This is a genomic window from Okibacterium endophyticum (genome assembly GCF_054780075.1).
Map to the genome: position 1 here is coordinate 784819 of NZ_BAAGXA010000005.1, position 20522 is coordinate 805340.

At 65.4% G+C, this 20522-nt stretch carries 20 protein-coding genes and 2 tRNA genes; 12 read left to right on the forward strand and 10 right to left on the reverse strand.

The features are described from left to right. The first annotated feature begins 8 nt into the window (after positions 1-8). From dusB to ACYVF5_RS08040, 8 genes are all read left to right on the forward strand, one after another. The gene (dusB, locus tag ACYVF5_RS08005) at positions 9-1169 is read left to right on the forward strand and encodes a tRNA dihydrouridine synthase DusB (RefSeq protein WP_460945059.1); all 1161 of its coding nucleotides are present in this window, start codon (positions 9-11) and stop codon (positions 1167-1169) included. A 10-nt stretch (positions 1170-1179) separates the two neighbouring features. Next, positions 1180-2424 (forward strand): deoxyguanosinetriphosphate triphosphohydrolase, encoded by a 1245-nt coding sequence (locus ACYVF5_RS08010; protein ID WP_460945061.1) that lies wholly within the window; start codon positions 1180-1182, stop codon positions 2422-2424. Positions 2425-2460: 36 nt separating this feature from the next. Continuing rightward, on the forward strand, positions 2461-4359 hold the full coding sequence (gene dnaG, locus ACYVF5_RS08015) for a DNA primase (protein ID WP_460945063.1): 1899 nt from the start codon (positions 2461-2463) through the stop codon (positions 4357-4359). A gap of 9 nt (positions 4360-4368) precedes the next feature. Next, positions 4369-5196 (forward strand): ABC transporter ATP-binding protein, encoded by an 828-nt coding sequence (locus tag ACYVF5_RS08020; RefSeq protein WP_460945065.1) that lies wholly within the window; start codon positions 4369-4371, stop codon positions 5194-5196. Between the two features lie 145 nt (positions 5197-5341). Further along, positions 5342-5953 carry a PadR family transcriptional regulator gene (locus ACYVF5_RS08025; protein WP_460945067.1) on the forward strand — a complete coding sequence of 204 codons (612 nt, stop codon included), beginning with the start codon at positions 5342-5344 and terminating at the stop codon, positions 5951-5953. Then, positions 5950-6675 carry an ABC transporter ATP-binding protein gene (locus ACYVF5_RS08030; RefSeq protein WP_460945069.1) on the forward strand — a complete coding sequence of 242 codons (726 nt, stop codon included), beginning with the start codon at positions 5950-5952 and terminating at the stop codon, positions 6673-6675. The genes ACYVF5_RS08025 and ACYVF5_RS08030 overlap by 4 nt, the downstream gene beginning before the upstream one ends. Then, positions 6672-9605 (forward strand): hypothetical protein, encoded by a 2934-nt coding sequence (locus ACYVF5_RS08035; RefSeq protein WP_460945071.1) that lies wholly within the window; start codon positions 6672-6674, stop codon positions 9603-9605. The genes ACYVF5_RS08030 and ACYVF5_RS08035 overlap by 4 nt, the downstream gene beginning before the upstream one ends. Positions 9606-9622: 17 nt before the next feature. Next, positions 9623-10096: a DUF1990 family protein gene (locus tag ACYVF5_RS08040; RefSeq protein ID WP_460945073.1), complete on the forward strand. Its 474-nt coding sequence runs from the start codon at positions 9623-9625 to the stop codon at positions 10094-10096. A gap of 382 nt (positions 10097-10478) precedes the next feature. Here ACYVF5_RS08040 and ACYVF5_RS08045 read toward each other — a convergent pair. Together ACYVF5_RS08045 and def are read right to left on the reverse strand one after the other, a co-directional pair. Then, positions 10479-10551 (reverse strand) — tRNA-Asn (locus ACYVF5_RS08045). A gap of 63 nt (positions 10552-10614) precedes the next feature. Continuing rightward, positions 10615-11184: a peptide deformylase gene (gene def, locus ACYVF5_RS08050; protein ID WP_460945075.1), complete on the reverse strand. Its 570-nt coding sequence runs from the start codon at positions 11182-11184 to the stop codon at positions 10615-10617. Between the two features lie 42 nt (positions 11185-11226). Here def and ACYVF5_RS08055 point away from each other — a divergent pair, with 42 nt between their 5' ends. The 3 genes from ACYVF5_RS08055 to ACYVF5_RS08065 all read left to right on the forward strand — a co-directional run bounded on the left by ACYVF5_RS08055 (position 11227) and on the right by ACYVF5_RS08065 (position 13660). After that, entirely contained in the window at positions 11227-12150 is a 924-nt protein-coding gene (locus ACYVF5_RS08055; protein ID WP_460945077.1) for a DMT family transporter, read from the forward strand. Positions 12151-12285: 135 nt separating this feature from the next. Beyond that, a complete protein-coding gene (locus tag ACYVF5_RS08060) occupies positions 12286-13569 on the forward strand; it encodes a glycosyltransferase (protein ID WP_460945079.1) in 1284 nt (427 codons plus the stop codon). Positions 13570-13586: 17 nt separating this feature from the next. Then, positions 13587-13660, forward strand: a tRNA-Ile gene (locus ACYVF5_RS08065). Positions 13661-13776: 116 nt separating this feature from the next. Here ACYVF5_RS08065 and ACYVF5_RS08070 read toward each other — a convergent pair. From ACYVF5_RS08070 to ACYVF5_RS08085, 4 genes are all read right to left on the reverse strand, one after another. Further along, positions 13777-14352: a DUF3618 domain-containing protein gene (locus ACYVF5_RS08070; protein WP_460945081.1), complete on the reverse strand. Its 576-nt coding sequence runs from the start codon at positions 14350-14352 to the stop codon at positions 13777-13779. After that, a complete protein-coding gene (locus tag ACYVF5_RS08075) occupies positions 14349-14765 on the reverse strand; it encodes a phage holin family protein (protein WP_460945083.1) in 417 nt (138 codons plus the stop codon). The genes ACYVF5_RS08070 and ACYVF5_RS08075 overlap by 4 nt, the downstream gene beginning before the upstream one ends. Then, entirely contained in the window at positions 14762-15517 is a 756-nt protein-coding gene (locus tag ACYVF5_RS08080) for a hypothetical protein (RefSeq protein ID WP_460945085.1), read from the reverse strand. Before ACYVF5_RS08080 ends, ACYVF5_RS08075 begins: the two co-directional genes overlap by 4 nt. A 173-nt stretch (positions 15518-15690) precedes the next feature. Continuing rightward, on the reverse strand, positions 15691-16026 hold the full coding sequence (locus ACYVF5_RS08085; RefSeq protein ID WP_460945087.1) for a 4a-hydroxytetrahydrobiopterin dehydratase: 336 nt from the start codon (positions 16024-16026) through the stop codon (positions 15691-15693). Between the two features lie 200 nt (positions 16027-16226). Between ACYVF5_RS08085 and ACYVF5_RS08090 the strand changes: the two genes are divergently transcribed. Then, on the forward strand, positions 16227-16730 hold the full coding sequence (locus ACYVF5_RS08090) for a DUF3145 domain-containing protein (protein ID WP_460945089.1): 504 nt from the start codon (positions 16227-16229) through the stop codon (positions 16728-16730). 177 nt (positions 16731-16907) lie between these two features. Here the strand turns inward: ACYVF5_RS08090 and ACYVF5_RS08095 are convergent, their stop codons facing one another. The 4 genes from ACYVF5_RS08095 to ACYVF5_RS08110 all read right to left on the reverse strand — a co-directional run bounded on the left by ACYVF5_RS08095 (position 16908) and on the right by ACYVF5_RS08110 (position 20518). After that, positions 16908-18143, reverse strand: a complete 1236-nt coding sequence (locus ACYVF5_RS08095; RefSeq protein ID WP_460945091.1) for a beta-ketoacyl-[acyl-carrier-protein] synthase family protein — start codon at positions 18141-18143, stop codon at positions 16908-16910. A 93-nt stretch (positions 18144-18236) separates the two neighbouring features. Further along, positions 18237-18485 (reverse strand): acyl carrier protein, encoded by a 249-nt coding sequence (locus ACYVF5_RS08100; protein ID WP_460945093.1) that lies wholly within the window; start codon positions 18483-18485, stop codon positions 18237-18239. A 73-nt stretch (positions 18486-18558) separates the two neighbouring features. Then, positions 18559-19584, reverse strand: coding sequence for a beta-ketoacyl-ACP synthase III (locus tag ACYVF5_RS08105; protein WP_460945095.1), 1026 nt, complete (start codon positions 19582-19584; stop codon positions 18559-18561). A 13-nt stretch (positions 19585-19597) separates the two neighbouring features. Continuing rightward, on the reverse strand, positions 19598-20518 hold the full coding sequence (locus tag ACYVF5_RS08110) for an ACP S-malonyltransferase (RefSeq protein ID WP_460945098.1): 921 nt from the start codon (positions 20516-20518) through the stop codon (positions 19598-19600). Positions 20519-20522: the final 4 nt, after the last annotated feature.

Sequence of the window (20522 nt, forward strand, 5' to 3'; positions counted from 1 at the left end):
GACGGGTTATGTCACTCTCCTCAACGATACGGCCGGTGCGGCCGCTCACGATCGGGTCGATCACGCTCGACGTGCCCGTTGTGCTTGCGCCGATGGCCGGGATCACCAACACGGCCTTCAGGCGACTCTGCCGCGAGTTCGGTGCGGGGCTCTACGTGAGCGAGATGATCACCTCTCGTGCTCTCGTCGAACGCACCCCGGAGACGATGCGACTCATCACTCACCACGAGTCGGAAACCCCTCGCAGCATCCAGCTCTATGGCGTAGACCCGAAGACTGTGCGCGAAGCGGTCACCATCCTCGTCGCAGAAGACCGCGCGGATCACATCGACCTGAACTTCGGATGCCCGGTGCCCAAGGTCACGAGAAAGGGCGGGGGAGCGGCTCTTCCGTGGAAAGGCGACCTCTTCAGGCAGATCGTCGAGGGAGCCGTCGAGGCCGCGGGAGATGTTCCCCTGACGATCAAGATGCGCAAGGGCATCGATTCAGACCACCTGACCTACCTCGAAGCCGCTCGTGCCGCCGAGGGCGCCGGCGTCGCGAGCATCGCCCTGCACGCGCGCACAGCCGCGGAGTTCTATTCCGGCCAGGCCGACTGGTCGGCGATCGCCACGCTGAAAGAGACGATCACCGGGGTTCCGATTCTCGGCAACGGCGACATCTGGGCGGCTGAAGACGCCGTGCGCATGATGGACGAGACCGGGTGCGACGGCGTGGTCGTCGGTCGCGGATGCCTCGGCCGGCCCTGGCTGTTCGGGGACCTGGCAGCGGTCTTCCGTGGTGAAGACACCCGCTATCGCCCGAGTCTCGGCCAGGTGGCCGCCGCGTTCAAGCGGCACGCCGAGCTTCTCGCGGAGTTCTTCGACAATGAAGAACGCGGGTGCCGGGACATCCGAAAGCATGTCGCCTGGTATTTCAAGGGCTATCCGGTCGGCGGGGACCTGCGCACCCGCCTGGCCACGGTCGAGAGCCTGCAACAGCTCGATGAGCTGCTCGCAACACTCGATGCGGACCAACCGTACCCGGGCGAACCGGCGGAAGGGCAGCGAGGCCGCGCGGGAACGCCAAAACGCCCCGTGTTGCCGGAGGGCTGGCTGCAGTCGCGATCGCTCGGTCTCGATGAGAAGAGCGAACTCGGTCAGGCGGAGCTGGACACCAGTGGCGGGTAGAGCGGGCGAGATGCCGTCTGGATACACGATGGACGACTCCGAACGCCGGCACCCCGAACACCACTCCTCGCGTCGAAGCGACTTCGCCAGGGACCGGGCGCGGCTTCTGCACTCGAGCGCGTTGCGGCGGCTCGCGGCGAAGACGCAGGTGCTCAGCCCGACCGCCGGGCTCGACTTCGCGCGCAACAGGCTGACGCACTCGCTCGAGGTCGCACAGGTCGGTCGCGAGCTTGCTGCGAATCTCGAGCTCGAGCCGGATGTGGTCGACACCGCGTGCCTCGCGCATGACCTGGGGCATCCGCCGTTCGGTCACAACGGGGAGCGCGCACTCAACGAGTGGGCACTCGATGTCGGCGGGTTCGAGGGGAACGCACAGACCCTGCGAATCCTCACCAGGCTCGAACCCAAGGTGTTCGACGACCAGGGGCGGCCCTTCGGCTTGAATCTCACGAGGGCCAGTCTCGATGCCAGCTGCAAGTACCCCTGGCCAGAGAGTGAAGCGGTGCGCGATCCAGGGGGCCGGGTGAAATTCGGATTCTTCGACGATGACCGTGCGGTCTTCGACTGGCTTCGTGCCGGTGCCCCCGACCGGCAGAAATGCATAGAGGCGCAGGTGATGGACCTCTCAGACGACATCGCCTATTCGGTGCATGACTTCGAGGATGCCATCGTCAACGAATACATCGACCCTGCGTTCTTGAGCGCCAGAGCCGGGCACGACTCCCTGATCGCCGCGGTTCAGGCGTGGGCGGGCGACGCGTTCACGATCGACGACCTGGCATCGGCGTTCGACAGGCTCGCGGCCTCGAGGGTGTGGATGTCGAGCTGGGATTCCTCGAGGCGTGACCTGGCGAAGCTCAAGAACTTCACCAGCCAGATGATCGGGCATTTCGCGGGCGCCGCGACGGCGGCAACGAGAGAGGCCTATCCGCAGGACAGTCTCGCCCGGTTCGGCGGCAACGTCATCGTGCCGCACGACGTGCAGGCAGAGATCGCCGTGCTCAAGGGTGTTGTCGCCGCATTCGTGATGTCGAGCGACAGCAGGCAGCCGATCTATCGACAGCAGCGCGATGTGCTCACGGCTCTCGCAGAGTCGCTGTTCGCTGCGGGGCCGCAGGCGCTCGACCCCGGCTTCGCGGCGGACTGGGCCGCCGCCGGTGACGATGCTGCTCGCCGGAGGGTCGTCGTCGATCAGGTGGCGAGCCTGACGGACCAGTCGGCGTTGGCCTGGCATGCGCGCCTGGACCTGACGTGAGGGTCAGCGGTGCCCGCGCGCGGATAGGATGATCGAATGGCAGGCCGAATTCGTCAGAGCGACATAGACGAGGTCAAGTCACGCACCAATATCGCCGATGTGATCTCGGAGTACGTCAGCCTCAAGTCTGCCGGCGTCGGCTCGATGAAGGGCCTGTGCCCGTTCCACGACGAGCGCAGCCCCAGTTTTCACGTTCGGCCGCAGGTCGGCTTCTATCACTGCTTCGGATGCGGTGAGAGCGGCGACGTCATCTCGTTCCTGCAGAAGATGGACCATGTCACCTTCGCCGACGCCGTGGAGCGACTGGCTGCGCGAGCGGGGCTCGAGCTGCACTACGAAGACGGCCAGGCGTCGAACGACCACGGAAACAGGGCCAGACTGCTCGCGGCGAACCAGGCGGCGGCGCTCTACTTTCAACAGCAGCTGCATGCACCAGAGGCCGAGGTCGGCCGCGCGTTCCTCGGTTCTCGGGGCTTTGATCCGGCGGCCGCGGAACGGTTCGGCGTCGGCTATGCCCCCAAGAGCTGGGACGCCCTCACCAAGGCGCTCAGGGCGCAGAACTTCACCACGGAGGAGCTCTCGGCCGCCGGCCTGGTGTCGCAGGGTGACAGAGGCGTCTACGACCGGTTCAGGGGGCGACTGGTGTGGCCGATCCGCGATGTCACCGGGCAGACCGTCGGGTTCGGCGCCCGCAGGTTGTTCGACGACGACAAGGGCCCGAAGTACCTGAACACCCCGGAGACGGCCATCTACCACAAGGCGCAGGTGCTGTATGGTCTCGATCTCGCCAAGCGCGACGTGTCACGGGGCAGGCAGGCGGTGGTGGTCGAGGGTTATACGGATGTTATGGCGTGCCACCTCGCCGGTGTCACGACAGCTGTGGCCACCTGCGGCACGGCGTTCGGCGTCGACCACATCAAGGTGCTGCGGCGTGTGATGGGCGACGACAGTGCGTCTGGCGAGGTGATCTTCACGTTCGACCCGGATGCCGCCGGCCAGAAGGCGGCAATGCATGCGTTCTCAGAAGAACAGCGTTTCGCCGCGCAGACCTATGTCGCTGTGGCCGCAGACGGACTCGACCCGTGCGACCTGCGGCTCGCCCACGGCGATGGAGCGGTGCGCCGGCTGGTCGAGCAGAAAGAACCGATGTACGAGTTCGTGATCCGGCAGACGCTCGCCGGTTTCGACCTCGAGACGGTCGAGGGGCGGGTCGGCGCGCTGCGGGCGGCGGCGCCGATCGTCGCCGACATTCGAGACGCCGCGATGCGTCCCGGTTACACCAGGGTGCTCGCCGGCCATCTCGGCCTCGACCTGCCAGACGTGCAGGCGGCCGTGAGCAGGGCGTCGCGCGCCGTGCAGAACCGGGGAGCCCAGAACCGGGGAGCGGAAGGCAGGGGAGCAGAACCGGGGCAGGCCGGTTCTCGTCAGGGCGCGGATGCGCCTGAACCGCCTGCGGAACGGCAGGCATCCATCCGCGATCTGCCGGGAGACCCGGCCACCCGGCTCGAACGCGACGCCCTGATGGCGATTCTGCAGCATCCGGATCTCGCGGGTGCCGAGCGGGTCTCACGAGCGATGTTCACGGCATTTGCGAACCCGTCGCTCGCGATCGTTCGCGACGGCATCTCGGCAAGCATGGACGCGTTCGGCACCATGGGGTGGTTCGATAGCATCGTCGAGAATGTGCCGGCGCCGATCGCGCCGCTCGTTCAGCAGCTTGCGGTCGCCCCGATCCCGGAACGATCCGAGCGTGAGCTGAGCGGTTACGTCCGTGGTATCACCACCTCGCTGATCGACAGGGACCTTCTTCGCCAGTTGCACGAGATGCGTGGCCGCCTGCAGCGGACGGACATCCAGGACCGTGAGGCCTATCGAGCCGTGCAATCCGAGCTGGTGGCCCTCGAGGGTGAGCGCAGGCGACTGCGTGAGGAATAAGCTCGGCATATGAGAAAGCCAGACGATGACAGCGAGGTCGTCAGGATCGACGACCTGACCGTTGACTATCCGGCCCACGGCGCGAGCAGTGCGCACCGGGTGATCGACGGTCTCACTCTCGACATCGCCGAGGGTGAGGTCATCGGCGTGATCGGCGAGACCGGTTCTGGCAAATCGACGCTCGCCAGGGTGCTGTCCGGTGACCTGATCACGTCTCGTGGCACCGATCCGGCACCGGTGATCTCGGGCGGAGCAGCCTGGGTCGCAGGGTATGCCCTTCGAGGCATACGAAAGCGCAACATCGCCAGGCTCAGCTTTCACGTGGCCTACCTGTCCCAGGATGCCGGCCAACGGCTGCCGGCGGAGCTCACGGTCGGTGAGACGATCGCGGCCCCCGTGCTCGAACGCGACAAGCGCTACAACCGCAAGGCTCTCGGACTGAGGGCTGCAGAGCTGCTCGACGGCGTGCAGCTGCCACTCTCGCTTCTCGACAAATACCCGTTCGAGCTGTCGAGCGGGCAGCGCCAGCGTGTGGCGATCGCTCGAGCACTCGTCTTCTCGCCGCGGCTGCTGATCGCTGACGAACCGACCACGGGCATCGACGTCACGGTCAGAGGAGCGGTAACCGATCTCATCGGGCGGATGCAAGAGCAACGCGGGCTCTCGGCGATCCTGATCAGTCACGATCTTCCGCTCCTGCGCAGAGCGACCAGCCGTGTGGCTGCGCTCCACCGGGGGAGTCTGATCGGCCTCGCCCCCATCGACGACCTTCTCACCGGGGCGGATCATCCGTTCCTCGCCGGTTTCGCGGCCAACGCCGAGACGTTGCACCCGTAGGAGGTGCTGCATCCGTAGACGGGCGAAGACACTCCCTCTGAGCGCAGGTCTCGCACGATCGGCGCGTTGCACTGTTATTGCTCCCTGAGCATGCAATAGGGTGACAGTACGCGGTACGCATTTTGCGGCCGATGGAGGAGTCCGCATGAGCGTCAGACAGGGTTTTTTGGCCATTCTCGATCAGGATGCCTGTTACGGGTATCAACTGCGAGCCGAGTTCGATCGCAGGACCGGGTCGACCTGGCCTCTCAACGTGGGGCAGACCTACTCGACGCTCGATCGTCTCGAGCGTGACGGCCTCGTCGTCAAAGGCGAGATGGATGCCGAGGGCCACCAGTACTACGAGATCACCGACGCCGGTCGCGCCGAGGTGCGCCGCTGGCTCGATACACCGGTGGAGCGCGGGCAGGTGTCGAGAGATGAGCTGGCGGCGAAGCTCGCGATCGTCGCAACGCTTCCGGGCGTCGACGTCTCAGCGGTTGTGCAGACTCAGCGTCGTGCGTCGTTCGCGGCTTTGCAGACGCTCACCCGCAGCAAGAACGCGAGTACCGATGCTGATGGCCCCGAGGAGCTGGCCTGGCAACTCGTGATCGACTCGCTCATCTTTCAGGCAGAGGCAGAGGTGCGCTGGCTCGATCACGTCGAGGCGAAGCTGCGTCGCCACGCGGATCGTGTGATGAAGGTCAAGGATGCATCGCAGCGACCGCGCCGAGGCCGGCCGTCTGGCGCGATCGCGGGAGCAGGGGGCGCGCAATGACGGCGGAGCTCCTGCGCCTCGATGGCGTCTCTCAGCAATACGGCCACGGTGCCACCGCGGTCACGGCGCTGTCCGGCATCGACCTGGTCGTCAACGAGGGCGAACTCGTCGCGGTGATGGGCGCATCCGGGTCGGGAAAGTCGACGCTTCTCGCCGTCGCCGGCGGGCTGAGCAGTCCGACGGCCGGTGAGGTGGTCGTTCAGGGAACCTGGCTCAGCGAGGCGACACTGGCAGATGTGGCTCGGCTGCGCCGTCGGACACTCGGATATGTCTTTCAAGACTTCAACCTGATCCCCACGCTTACCGCCCGTGAGAACGTGTCGCTCCCGCTCGAGCTCGACGGCTGGAAGCCGCGCAAGGCGCGCTCGGCCGCTGATGACGCCCTCGCGAGCGTGGAACTCACCGACCGCGCCTCGCATTTTCCCGACGATCTCTCCGGCGGACAGCAGCAGCGTGTGGCGATCGCCCGCGCTGTGGTCGGGCCGCGCAGCATCATTCTGGCCGACGAGCCGACGGGTGCTCTCGACAGCGAGACCGGCGACGTGGTGTTGCGGATGCTTCGGCGCCGTGTCGACGCGGGCGCCGGCGGAATTCTGGTCACCCACGAAGCGAGGCACGCGGCCTGGGCGGACCGGATCGTGTTCTTGAGAGACGGACGGATCGTGGACGAGTCGGCGGTCGTCCCCGTCGAGTCGCTGCTCAGCGGATCGACTGAGCGATGACGTCGGGCAGTCGCCGTGATGCACGCGCGGCACGTGCCGCAGAGAGCGGACGCCGCACACGCAGGCCTCGGGGATTCCGCGCACCGCGCTATCGGCGCGACGAACCGGTCATCGAGCAGAACCGCCTGATCCGCAGTTTCGCGGAATGGCGCATCGCGATCCGTCTGGGTCGACGATCGGTGATGCGCACGCTGGGCACGAGCGTCGTGGTCACCATCATGGTGGCGCTGCCGGTCGCGGGATTCTCTGCGGCCGCGCTGGTCGGTGAGAGCTCGTCTCCGACAGCTGCCGAGAAGATCACGGCAGAGCTGGGTCAGAACGAGGCCAGGCTCTATACGTATTACGCCCCCGATCCCGCGCTGCGGCAAGACCCGTTCGATCCGGGGCATGTGCAGTACGACACGCCCACCGGAGCGCCTGAGAATCAGGGCGCGTCGGGTGAGCCGGTCGATCCGCGGGAGTTGTTCCCGGCGGGCACCGACATCACGGAACTCACCCAGACGCAGGTGAGCGCAGAGACGGCCGCGGGCAGAGGCAGTCTGGTTGCCACTGTCGGGCCGGTGTGGGACGAGTCCTTCACCGGCCGGTTCACCATCACGTCTGGTTCGGCACCACGGGCGCCGACCGAGATCATGGCCACGGAGGCCGCGCTCGGGCGACTGGGAGCAACTGTCGGCTCGACGGTCACGCTCACGCAACCGCAGCCGATCGAACTGACCATAGTGGGTGTTCTCGACGATCAGATGACGCCCGACTCCATCGAGGAACTCTACCTCGGCACCAGCACGCTCGATCCCGGGAGCGTTCAAGGCTCGACCAGCTATTACCTGCCTGACACCGTGATCGAGCGTTCGGACCTCGACCGGCTGAATGCACAGGGCGTCACGGTGTTGTCGAGGGCGATCCTGTCTGGCGCATCGTCATTCGAGGTTTCGGCGACGGGCTCGTTCTGGCTTCTGTACGGAGTCGTGCTCGTGCTCGCGGCCGCGTTCGCCGTGTTCGAGATCATTCTGCTCGCGGGGGCCGCGTTCGCGGTCGGGGCGCGCAAACAACAGCGCGCCCTCGCGACCGTCGCCAGCGTGGGTGGCGGCAGACGGCTGCTGTTCCGCATCGTGACGGCGCAGGGCCTTGTGCTCGGGCTGCTCGGGGGTCTGATCGGTGTAGCCGTCGGCATTCCGGCCGGTGCCATTTTCATGGCGTTCACCGGCGATGGCAGTGCGAGCAGATACTGGGGCTTCCACCTCAACCCACTGTCGATGGTCGTCATCGCTGCCCTCGCTGCGATCGTCGGGTTGATCGCCGCGATCGCACCCGCTCGTTCGGCAACGAAGTTCGACACCCTGGCCGCTCTGCGGGGCAGCAGAAAACCCGCTCCACTCAACCGTAAGAGGCCCGTGGTGGGCCTCGTGTTCATGATCGGGGGAGCTGCGCTCACCCTCGTCGGCGCACTTGTTCTGCGAATCGCCACCGAGCGTGTCAACATACCACTCGATGCCGTCTACTGGACCGGCATCGCTGCATTGCTCATCGGGCCGATTCTCGCGCAGATCGGCATCATCATGTGCGGCGCGCTCGTGTTGCGCACCATCGCACGGGGGATGTCGCGCATCGGCCTGGGAGCCCGGCTCGCGTCGCGCGACAGCGCCACGAATCCCTCTCGTGCTGTTCCGGCCTTCGCGGCGATCATGGTCACAGCATTCATCGGCGTCTTGGTCATCAACTTCGCGACGTCGACCCAGCACTCCTCTGAATCCTCGTACCAGTACCAGATTCCCCTGGGCGAGGTGCAGGCATGGATGCCCGTCGACATGAACGGCGAACTCACAGCTGATCCCGGTGACGTCACCGCGGCTCTCGAACGCGATCTCGATGTGGAGAGCAGCGCCGTGATGTCGTCGGTGCGCGTGGAGCGATCATCGGACGGAGCGCTGATCGCCGCTGTTCCGATGCCGTCGGTTCCACCGCAGAACCTGTGCCCTCTCGACGAGAACTCGCCCGAATACGATGCCGACGTGTTCGATGACTCCGGTTCAGCTGACCATGCGGAGGCGAGACGAAACATCAGCGAGAACGATTGGCGCTGCGGGCAGGATCAGGGCGGATACGTCGACAGCGGCGCCATTCACATCCTCGATCCGAATGACCTCGCTCTTCTGCTCGGCGTGCAGCCGAGCACCGAGGCGAGAGACGCTCTGCAGGCGGGAGGGGCCGTGTCGTTTCGTCGCGAATATGTCGCCGATGGCGAGTTGACGATCGACTGGTGGCCGCCGGAGATCGCGAACGGCGCGCGACCGCTCCCCGATCCGACACGGGCCGTGGCATCCGAGACGATCCCGGCAGTCGTCCAAGAGCCTGACATGCCCATGTGGTTCGGCCTGGTGATCACTCCGCAGACTGCGGAGAGCCTCGGACTCGCGGTGACGCCGTCGGCTGTCGTCGCATCGCTCGATACCCCCGCTACGCAGGCGCAGCTCGACGCGACGACCGAGGCGCTCGAAGCACTCGGTTCGAGTCTCTACTATGAGCAAGGCCCGAGCGACGGCTCGCTCATCTGGATCCTCGGAGCCCTCGGCCTGTGCGGCGTCCTGTTCCTCGGGGCGAGCGCAGTGGCGATCGGCCTTGCGCGCGCGGATGGCAGGCAAGACGACGCGACGCTGGCCGCTGTCGGCGCCACACGGATGCTGCGGCGCACCTTCGCGTTCTGGCAGGCGATGATCATCGCGGGCATCGGGGCGGTCACCGGCACCCTCGCGGCTCTGCTCACGAGCTATGCCTTCTCGTTGATCGATCCGTCTGGGTCGCTCATGTTTCTGCCGCCGTGGCCTGTGCTCGCTGCCCTGGTGGTTGGGATGCCCCTGTTGATCGCGGCGGGGAGCTGGCTCGTCGCGTCGAAGCCGACCACGCTGGCGCGGCGGGTGGCGATCGGGTGAGCACAGCATCAGCGTGCATGACTGCCCCCGAGCTTCGTGAATGGCCTCCGAGCGACGATGGATACAGGCGCTCGGACGTGTCGGCGGGTGTGGGGAGTGGTGATGAGGCGTGGGAGCGCGTTGCTCGGGATGTGCTGCGCTGGCGGGTGAAAACTGCGAGCGGATTCACTGTGGACTCGCCCGGCCCGGTGTCGTGTGGCGACCGTGTCGTCGTCAAAGCGAGCCTGTTCGCCGTGACCGTCGTTGAGCCGGTCGAGGTCATTGCCGTTGTAGAGGAGCCGGACCGGGTCGGGTTCGCCTACCGCACGCTCCCGGGACATCCTGTCAGCGGAGAGGAGGCGTTCATCGTGCATCGTCAGGACGACGAGGTGCGTCTCACGGTGCGTTCGTTGACACGGGCCGCGCCAGAACAGCCGTGGAGAGCTCTCTACCCACTGCTGCGGATCGCGCAGCGAATTGCTCGGAGGCGCTATCTGCGCTCGTTCCGGTGAGTGGCGTTCAGCGCGTTTTCATGGCTCTTCACAACGCAGGGTGTACTCGCGGCGGGGCGTCGGCTACCGGCAACGGTGCAACGCGATGTGATCTGCATGTGGATGAGCCCGTCGATGCTGGTCGCATCGCGGATGCTCATCATCTCCACAGGAAGTGAGCCGCTGTAGCGGATGTCTTGCTGCATCGCGCGATCAGGTGCGTAGCCGGCCGCATCCCACGCGTTCAGGATACGTTCGAGTGAGCGGGCGTTGTCCGCGGTGTGGAAGTCGAGGGTCAGGTTGAGTGGGTGCCGGCGTCGCCGCAGGCTGCGGAAACGCCGTTGTGAGCGATTCATGAAGCAACAAGATCCCCTGACTTCCGCGGAAATCAGGGGATCGTCAGCTCCCCGAGTTGGACTCGAACCAACAACCTATCGGTTAACAGCCGATTGCTCTGCCAATTGAGCTATCGAGGATCAGTGCAGTGCGTAGCCACTTTATCAAAGGATCGCCCAACTCAAAATCGAGGGGCCCGTCGCTCAGGCGTCCAGGTCGTCGAGCCCGGGCAGCCAGCTCACGCCCGGCACGTCCCAGCCCCGCTTGCGCGCGATCTTCGACACTGTTTTGTAGTCGCGGTCATCGAGGCGATCGACGTAGAGGTACCCATTGAGATGATCGAACTCGTGCTGCAGAATCCGAGCACGCCATCCGTCGACCCTCATGCTCACAGGGTTCTGATCCACGTCTACGCCCGTGATCAGCGCCTGCTCTGCACGGCGGAGCGGAAAGCGTTCGCCGGGGAACGACAGGCATCCTTCGGACTCCGTGTCTTCGTCGGGCTCACCCGGATCCGGGGGAGTGATCAGCAGGTCTGGATTGATGACCACCCCGCGCCAGGGCTCACCGGTGTCATCGGTTCCGTATCCGTAGGTGAAGAGTCTCAGGCCGACGCCCACCTGCGGAGCGGCGAGACCGACGCCAGGGGCGGCATCCATCGTCTCGAACATGTCGGCCACAAGCTGACGAAGCGAGTCGTCGAAGTCCGTGACGGTGGCTGCCGGGGTGTGCAGAACCGGGTCACCCATGATGCGAATCGGGAGAATTGCCATTCGTTGAGCCTAACCTCTGGAAGCTCGGGATAAGCTCGGGCTGTGACTTTTGCCGTGGACGATCTGAGTGAGATCACGATTGAGTTCGTACGCAATCCGCGGCAGTTCATCGGCATCCCGCTCGCGGTCATCGGCGCCGTCTTGTTGTCGCTCGGTGCGCAGTTCCAGCACCGCGGTGTGACCAAGGTCGAGATGCGCTCGGGCACCACCGCGAGCACCGGTCTGAACTCCAAACAGCTCATCGCCCTGCTGACGAGGCCGTCGTGGGTGTTCGGCACGGTGATGCTCGGGCTGGCCATCGTCTTTCAGCTCTCGGCGTTGTGGTTCGCACCGCTGATCCTCGTTCAGCCGCTCGGGGCGATAGCCCTCGTCATCACGTCGGTGCTGAACGCGCGTATACACAAGGTGAAACTCAACAAACGCTCGGTCATCGCCATCGTCGCCTGTGTCGGCGGCGTTGGCCTGTTCGTGACCCTCGCCGGTTTCGTCGCTGTGGAGAAGCCCGTCACCGATGTCAAGCTCATCACCATCCTGATCACCCTCGCCGCGGTGATCGCCGTCTTCGTCGTGGCGTTCGCCATGCTGCGCAAACGGTTCAAGGCGATCTTCTACATCATCGCCGCCGGCTGCATCTACGGTTTTGTCGCCACCCTCGCCAAAGTCGTGCTCAGCCGGATCCAGCAGGAGAACTTCGACTGGCTCACGGTGGTGTGCGTGCTCGCCCTGCTGCTCGGCACGGCGCTCGGCGGATACTTCGTGCAGACGGCATACTCGTCGGGCCCACCGGACCTCGTCATAGCGGGTCTCACCGTCATCGACCCCATGGTGGCCGTCGCGATCGGCATCGTCGTTCTCGGAGAAGCCAGCGAGGCGCCCCTGTGGGCCGTCGTCGGATTCGTCATAGCGGGTACCGTGGCCGTGTGGGGTGTGTTTCAACTGGCACGTCACCATCCGCAGTCCACCTGACGCACGACACGCGGCTGCGTGCATCGAACGAGCCAGTCGGTAGAATCGAATACCGATTCCTGTTGGGCTCACACGATCCGACGGGCTGTGACCGGGTGCCATGCACCGGCCGATGACGGAGGAAGACCCCCACCCTTGCCTGATTCCCATAACGAGCCGCGACGCGGCGATGCAACAGAACCCGCCTCTGACGCGAGGCAGACCACACAGACGCCACGACCGCTGAGGGTCGTGATCGGCGCTGACACCTTCGCGCCCGACGTCAACGGAGCCGCACGCTTCGCAGAGCGGCTCGCGGCAGGAATGGTGGCTCGCGGCCACGACGTGCATGTCGTCGCTCCCGCCGCCTCGCGCAGGCACGGAACCTGGACCGAGACCCATGAGGGTCAGCCGATGACGATGCACCGGTTGTACAGCTGGCGGTGGTACCCGCACGACTGGCTCAGATTTGCCCTGCCCTGGACCATCAACCGCAACAGCGCCCGCATCCTCGAGAGGGTGAAGCCAGACGTTGTGCATTCGAACTCGTTCCTCGTCGTCGGGCGTGGCCTGTCTCTGCAGGCGGAGAAGCGCGGAATCAGAGTCGTCGCGACCAACCACGTGATGCCTGAGAACATGCTCGAGTTCACTCTCGTGCCCAAGGGCATGCAAGAGAAGCTCGTCTCCTGGGCATGGGGCATGGCCAAACGCACGCTCAGCAGGGCCGAATCGGTGACGACCCCGACACAGAAGGCGGCGCAGTTCCTCGAACGGTACACAGGCTTGCGCGGGGTGCATGCGATCTCGTGCGGCATCGACGCGCACAGATACACACCGAGCTTCGACCCGCCCACCGACAAACGTATATTGTTCGTCGGTCGTGTCACCGGTGAGAAACAGATCGACGTTCTCATCAGAGCATTCGCCCAACTGGACCCCGGTCTCAACGCGAAACTCGAGATCGTCGGCGGCGGCGATCAGAAGAACAACCTCGAGAACCTGGCGAAGCAGCTCGAACTGGGTGACCGGGTGCGCTTCACCGGATACGTGAGCGACGACGAGCTGCGCGAGGCATATACGCGGGCGACAGTGCTCGCCATGCCGTCGATCGCAGAGCTGCAGAGCATCGTGACGATGGAGGCCATGGCATCCGGTCTTCCGGTCGTCGCAGCAGATGCCATGGCGTTGCCGCATCTGGTGCACACGGGTGAGAACGGATACCTGTTCGAGCCGGGCAATGTCAACGAGCTCGCCGAGCGGCTGACGGATGTTCTCACGGCGTCGAGCGAAGAACTCGCACGTATGAAACGCAATTCGCTGAAAATGATCGAGGCGCACGACATCCAGCGCACCATCTCCACCTTCGAGAGCCTGTATCGTGGAGAACCGGTGACGGATCCCATCACCGAGGTCGAGTCGGCGGCAACCACCGACGACTAGACCACACCACCCACCACGGGGCGTTAGCTCAGCTGGTTAGAGCAGCGGACTCATAATCCGTCGGTCGCGGGTTCAAGTCCCGCACGCCCCACCGTGATCGTGAAGAGCTCGTCCAGGCAGAGTTCGTCCCGCAGACGGAACCGGCCGAGGACCGGAGGCGACGATGTCGCCACGGCCACCGACCGGCTCTCGTTCCGCGAGCTCTGACTAGTCGTTCTGAAGGCTGTGCTTCGCTCGACTCGCCTCGTCCCTGAGCTCGTCGGCACCGGACGACGCCTCTGACCTCACATGCTCGAAACCCTCGGCCGCCGTGTCGCCGACGGCTTGTGCCGCATTCTGTGCGGGCTCCTTGAGGTTCTGCGCGACGCCCTTTGCGGCCTCCTGCGCCTCATGCACCAGCGGTTGCGCGGCATCCTTCACTGCTGCAGCCGCCTTCTTCTCTGCATCGCTCGAGGGGATCAGCGAGGCCGCCAGCCAGCCGACCCCGAAGGCGATGAGCCCGACAGCGAGGGGGTTCCCCCTGGCCTTCTCAACGGCGCGATGCGGGATGTCTCCCACGGCATCCGAGGTGTCATGGGCGGCGCTCGTCACGTGGTCCTTGGCGTCTTCTGCCACGCCCATCACACGATCCTTGACCGACCCGAGGGCATTCTTCGCCTTCTCGGTCTGACGATGGACCGCCTTGGACGGGTTCACCTTGTCTGCCAGGGCATCGACGTCGCCTCCGAGCTCGCGGCGAGTGGCCTCGATGTTCTCCCGGATCTCATCAGGGTTGTTCGTCATTTGTTTTCCTCGTTCCTTGCGAATGTGTCTGGAATCTTCTTCACCGAGTCGACCGTCTGCGGGGCGCCTGTGACGCTGGCGAGTTTCTTGCGCCCGTTCAGGTAGAGAATGAGCGCGACAACGCCCCAGATGACGGCGATCACGAGACCCGACCAGGCGTTGCCGATGAGATGGCCAAGACCCCACCACGCCGCAATCGAGACGAACAGCACGGCCATCATTGCCGCGTAGGCGGCGCCACCCAGCATTCCAGCGCCCTTGCCTGCTCTCGTCGCAGACTCCGTGAGCTCGGCTTTGGCGAGTTGGACCTCCTGTCGCATAAGCGTGGAGATGTCTCGGCTCACCTCGCTCAGCAGATCACCGAGCGATGTGCGCGCTGCGCGTGCCTCTGAAGGTGTCTGTTCGTCTGTCATGGTCGACCGTCTGCATTCCCCGTCAGCGGCCCACCGACGACGAAGCCGTCTGTCTGCTCAGCGCTTGGCAGCCCCGATGTTCCGCCCGGCATCTCGGTCGCCGGTGGTGGGGGAGTCTGGGCGCCGGCAGGCGCCGAAGGTCGCTCACCAGACGCGCCCGGCTGTGTGCCCTGACCGGAATCGGCCGACGGCGAACTTCCCGAGGCGACCTGTGCGTCGTCCTTCAACGACCGTGTGAGGCGACCGGCGGCGAGGCCGGCACCGACCGCCAGTGCGATGAACATTCCAGGACGGCGCCGAGCGAATGAGCTCACCTCGTCGACGAGGGAGCCCGGATCACGTTCGTCGAGCCACGACGCCACCGACTCAGCACGGCCGGCGGCACCCTGCACCAGGCGTGAGGCCGTGCCGTTCGAATCGGATGCCGCGGCCATCGTCTCGAGCTCGTCGCCGAGCGATCGCAGACCCGAGGCGACTCTTTTCTGCTGGACCTGTGCCTGCTCGTGCAGCTCGGCACGTGTATCGCTCCAGAGGTCTTTCGCCTGGGTCTTCGCTTCTTCGGCGACGTGCGACGCCTCGGATTTCGCGGTGTCCGCGACGTCGCGCCCGGTGCTCGCTGCTTCTTCGCGCAGGTGTGAAGCCTCTTCTCGGGCGGTCTGCATGGTTCCGCTGCCGCCAGGCGCGCCCGTTGTGTCGTCGCCGGTGCGTGACGAGCCACCGACGCCCGGGCCTGCTGGATAACTGTCTGACATGGTGTTGCCCTCCGTGCGTCATATGCGCGAGCGGGCTGTGTGCCTGCGCTCGCTCGTGGTGCCAATCTGCACGGAGGGGAAACCGCGCCCAAGGCGCTTTCCTCACACCGAGACGAGGGTTATGATGCAGCGCCTGCAGAGGTGGGGCGCCTTGTGTGCGGCGCGCCGCTTGGTCAGGCCTGTGGGTACCTCGGTGTCTCCGCAGCGGCCTCCATTCTGTCGGCCGCCTCGCTCACCCGCCGGGCGGCATCCAGATCACGCGAGGTGACCCCGCCGGCGTCGTGCGAGGTGAACGTCACAGACACGGCTTTGTAGCTCCACGTCAGATCCGGGTGGTGGTTCATCTCTTCGGCGATGTCGCCGACCGCAGCGATGAAGTCGAGAGCGGCCCTGGCGCTCTTCAACGAATATCGGCGCGCGATGCCGCGGTGTTCCGCCCGCCATCCGGGCAGCTGCGCGAGATGCTCCGCGATCTGATCGTCGCTGAGTGTGTTCTTGTTCTGAGTCATGGTTCCTCCCGTTCCTCAGCATGGCACCTTCGGCCAGATGCATCGAGGCGACTCGAATGACACGCTTGTGATTATGGCCCTGTGTCGGGCATAATGTGACCGAGACCATCGGTCGCCAATCGAATATCTTGATGCCGCAACAGTCCGGTCATCCGTTTTGGGTCGTAGGGGAAGACGCACCCAACGAAACGGAGGACAACATGGTGGCATCTGCTGCACGAGGAGTGATTTTGATTCACTCCTCACCACGCGCGCTCTGCCCACATGTCGAGTGGGCAGCCGGTCGCGCCCTCGGGCGTGCCGTCAACTTCTCATGGGTCGAACAGCCGGTGCTCAAGGGGTGCCATCGCGCGGAGTTCTATTGGGAGGGCACTGCGGGAATGGGCGCTGCCATCGCATCGTCGCTTCGCGGCTGGGAGCACCTGCGTTTTGAGGTGACCGAGGACCCCACGGCCGGAACGGACGGCGGACGATGGCTTCACACACCCGATCTCGGCATCTTCTATGCACAGACGGACTCGGTGGGCAACATGGTGGTCCCTGAAGACCGCATCAGGTATGCGATGGAGGTCGCAGCGGGCGATGCCGCGGAGCTTCAGCGTGAACTGCGCGTAGCCCTCGGGCAGGCGTGGGACGACGAGCTCGAGTCGTTCAGGCACGCGTCGGATGATTCGGCGGTGGTGTGGCTGCACAAGGTCGGCTGAACCTCGCTCCGGGCACGGGGTGAACCGCGGCACAAGGCGCGCAGGTCGGCGAAGATCCCGGCAGGCTCGCACGGGTAGCGCTTCACCCCGCAGAACACGAAGAACCCCCGACGGTGGCTTCCCGTCGGGGGTTCTTCGTATCTGATGCCGAGGTGCGGATGCCCCGCTCCGCGGGCTCTACACGCTGCGGAATGCGACAACCGCGTTGTGGCCTCCGAAGCCGAACGAGTTGCTGATCGCGAGAAGATCCCCTGAGCCGAGCTGGCGCGGCTCGGTGACAACGTCGAGAGGGATCGCGGGATCCTGATCGGAGAGGTTGATCGTCGGCGGAGCGACACGTTCTGAGAGGGCCTTGACGGTGAAGATGGCCTCGATCGCCCCTGCGCCGCCGAGCAGGTGGCCGGTTGACGCTTTTGTGGCCGTGACGTTGATGTTGTCGAGGTGATCGCCGAAGACGCGTCGCAGGGCGTTGTACTCCGCGATGTCGCCGACGGGTGTCGAGGTCGCGTGTGCATTGATGTGCGCCACGTCGTTCAGGCTCAAGCCCGCGTTCTCGATGGCATCCTTCATGGCCCGAGCCGCCGCTGAGCCCTCGGGGTCAGGTGCGGTGATGTGGAATGCGTCGCTCGTGACCGACCCGCCGAGGAGTTCGGCATAGATATGGGCACCGCGTGCCTGTGCGTGCTCAAGGGTCTCGACGACGAGGGCGGCGCCGCCCTCGCCGAGAACGAACCCGTCACGGGTGCTGTCGTAGGGCCGCGATGCCGAGGCGGGGTCGTCGTTGCGGCGCGACAGTGCCTGCATCGACGCGAAAGCGGCGATGGGGAGAGGGTGGATGGCGGCTTCTGAACCACCGGCGATGATGACATCGGCGAGGCCGGCCTGCAGATGGTCGTATGCGTTCGCGATCGACTCCGTGCTCGATGCACAGGCTGAGACGACAGTCCGCTCGCCGCCGCGGGCTCCGAGAGCCATGCCGATGGCGGCGGCGGGACCGTTCGGCATCAGCATGGGCACCGTCATCGGCAGCACGCGCCGAGGGCCGCGTTCGCGCAGGGTGTCCCAGGCGTCGAGCAGCGTCCACACACCGCCGATGCCGGTCGCCCAGTCGATGAGCATCCGCTCGGGTTCGACCTCTGGTGATCCGGCGTCTGCCCAGGCCTCGCGGGCGGCGATGAGGGCGAACTGGCTCGACGGGTCGAGACGTTTGGTCTCGACGCGTTCGAGGACGTCGGCGGCGGGGACAGCGGCTGTCGCGGCGAACGTCACCGGGAGCTCGTGTTTGGCCACCCACGGTTGTTCGAGGGAACGTGCTCCCGACGCCCCGGCGAGAAGATTCTCCCAGGACTCCGTGGCGGTTCCGCCGAGGGGTGAACTGGCGCCGATTCCGGTCACAACAATTCTTCTGGTCATTCGATTACTCTCTTGATGGCGGGTGGGGCACAAGGACTCCGAAGACGGACAGAGGCGCGTGCTGCGCCCCTGTCCGTCGCCGTGGACAGCTGATCAGCCCTGTGCGTTCACAATGAAGGTGACGGCGTCTCCGACGGTCTTGAGGTTCTTGACCTCTTCGTCCGGAATCTTCACGTCGAACTTCTCTTCTGCGTTGACGACGATTGTCATCATCGAAATCGAATCGATGTCGAGGTCGTCTGTGAAGGACTTGTCCAGCTCAACCGTGTCGGTTGCGATGCCGGTCTCGTCGTTGATGAGCTCGGCCAGGCCGGCAAGAACCTCTTCGTTGGACAGTGCCATGGTTGTATCTCCTTGAGTATCGATTGACCGTTGATCAGTTTATGGGCAGGGGCGGTGTTGTTCGTTCGACTCGCTAGGGCAGCACGACGACCTGTGCGCCGAAGACGAGTCCGGCGCCGAACCCGATCTGCAGCGCCAGGCCTCCAGAGACCTCCGGATGCTCTTGGAGCAGACGGTGCGCCGCGAGGGGGATCGACGCGGCGGACGTGTTTCCCGTCGTCTCGATGTCACGGGCGATGACAACGGTCTCGGGCAGCCCGAGCTGCTTCGCGAACTCGTCGATGATGCGCATGTTGGCCTGGTGGGGAATGAACGCGGCCAGGTCTTCAGCGGTCACGCCGGCCTCTTCGAGCGCCTGCTTGGCGACCTTGGCCATCTCCCAGACGGCCCAGCGAAAGACCGTTGGGCCTTCCTGGCGCAACGTCGGCCATCCGCTTCGCCCCTCGCGAAAGTCGATGAGCGTGGCGTTCATGCCCACGGCATCGCCACGAGAGCCGTCTGAGCCCCATACCGTCGGCGAAATGCCCGGGTAGTCGCTCGGGCCGATCACCGCGGCGCCCGCACCGTCGCCGAGCAGGAACGAGATGGAACGATCGGTCGGGTCGACGACATCCGACAGCTTCTCTGCTCCGATGACGATCGCGTATTTTGCCGCTCCGGCCCGGATGAGCGCGTCGGCCTGCGCCACCGCATAGGAATACCCGGCGCACGCGGCGTTCAGGTCATAGGCCGCAGCGGGATTCGCCCCCACACGGTCGGCCACGATGGCGGCCATCGACGGCGTCTGCTGCACGTTGCTGATCGTGGCGATCAGCACGAGGTCGATGTCTTCTGGCGCGACCCCGGAGGCCTCGACCGCCTCACGTGCCGCGTCGGTGGCGAGGTCGACCGCCAGAACTCCGTCCGATGCGCGAGTTCGAGCGACGATGCCCGTTCGCTGACGAATCCACTCGTCCGAGGAATTGATGGGCTCGATGAGGTCCTCGTTGGGAACGCTTCTGTCCCCTCTGGCCGCGCCCATCCCGAGAATGCGTGTGAACGCCGGTCCGGTGGACTGTTTGAGGGTCGGGCGTTCACCCGATGGCTGAGTGGATGTCATGGACGGCTTTCGGTCAGGCACTCGCGCGGGCGAGTTCGAGGGCGGCGGCAATGTCGTTCGGATGCTTGACGGCAACCGTCGGGATGCCCTTGAGCGCGCGCTTCGCGAGACCGACGAGGGCGCCGGCGGGTGCGAGCTCGATGATCCCGGTGACCCCGGCATCGGCGAAGGCGCTCATACAACGGTCCCAGCGCACGGGGGAGGCGACCTGTTCAACGAGCAGGTCGGTGAATCGCTCGCCGGAGGTCACGGCGCTGCCGTCGTTGTTCGTCCACAGTGTGAGCGCCGGATCGGCGGGATCGAGCTCGGCGGCCACGTTTCGCAGTGTGCTCTGCGCCGAGCGCATATAACGCGTGTGGAACGCACCCGCGACCTGCAGGGGGATCACCCGTGTTCCTGGCAGTGGTGATTCAGAGAACTCAGCCAGGGCGTCGAGAGCGCCGGCGACAACGATCTGGCCGCCGCCGTTGTAGTTCGCAGCCTCGAGCCCGAGCTCGGCGAGCCGAGACTGCAATGCCTCGTCGTCTGCTCCGATCACCGCACTCATCCCCGTGGCCTCTGCGGCTGCGGCCGCGGCCATCGCATTCGCGCGCGCAGCGACGAATCGCATCGCAGATGCTTCGCCCAGGACTCCTGCACCTGCCGCTGCCGTCACCTCACCGACGGAGTGACCGGCGATGCCCGAGACGTGATCCATCACGCCGGCATCCGCCAGTGCGCGCATCGTCACGAGTCCGGCGGCGACGATCAGTGGCTGTGCCACGGCCGTGTCGCGAATGGTGTCAGCATCTGAGGTGGTGCCGTGCGCGATCAGGTCGACCCCTGAGGCCGCGGAGTACGACTCCATAAGAAGACGAGCGCTCTCGTTTTCGAGCCATGGGGCGAGGAAGCCTGGTGTTTGCGACCCCTGACCGGGGCAGACGATGACGATCACTGTT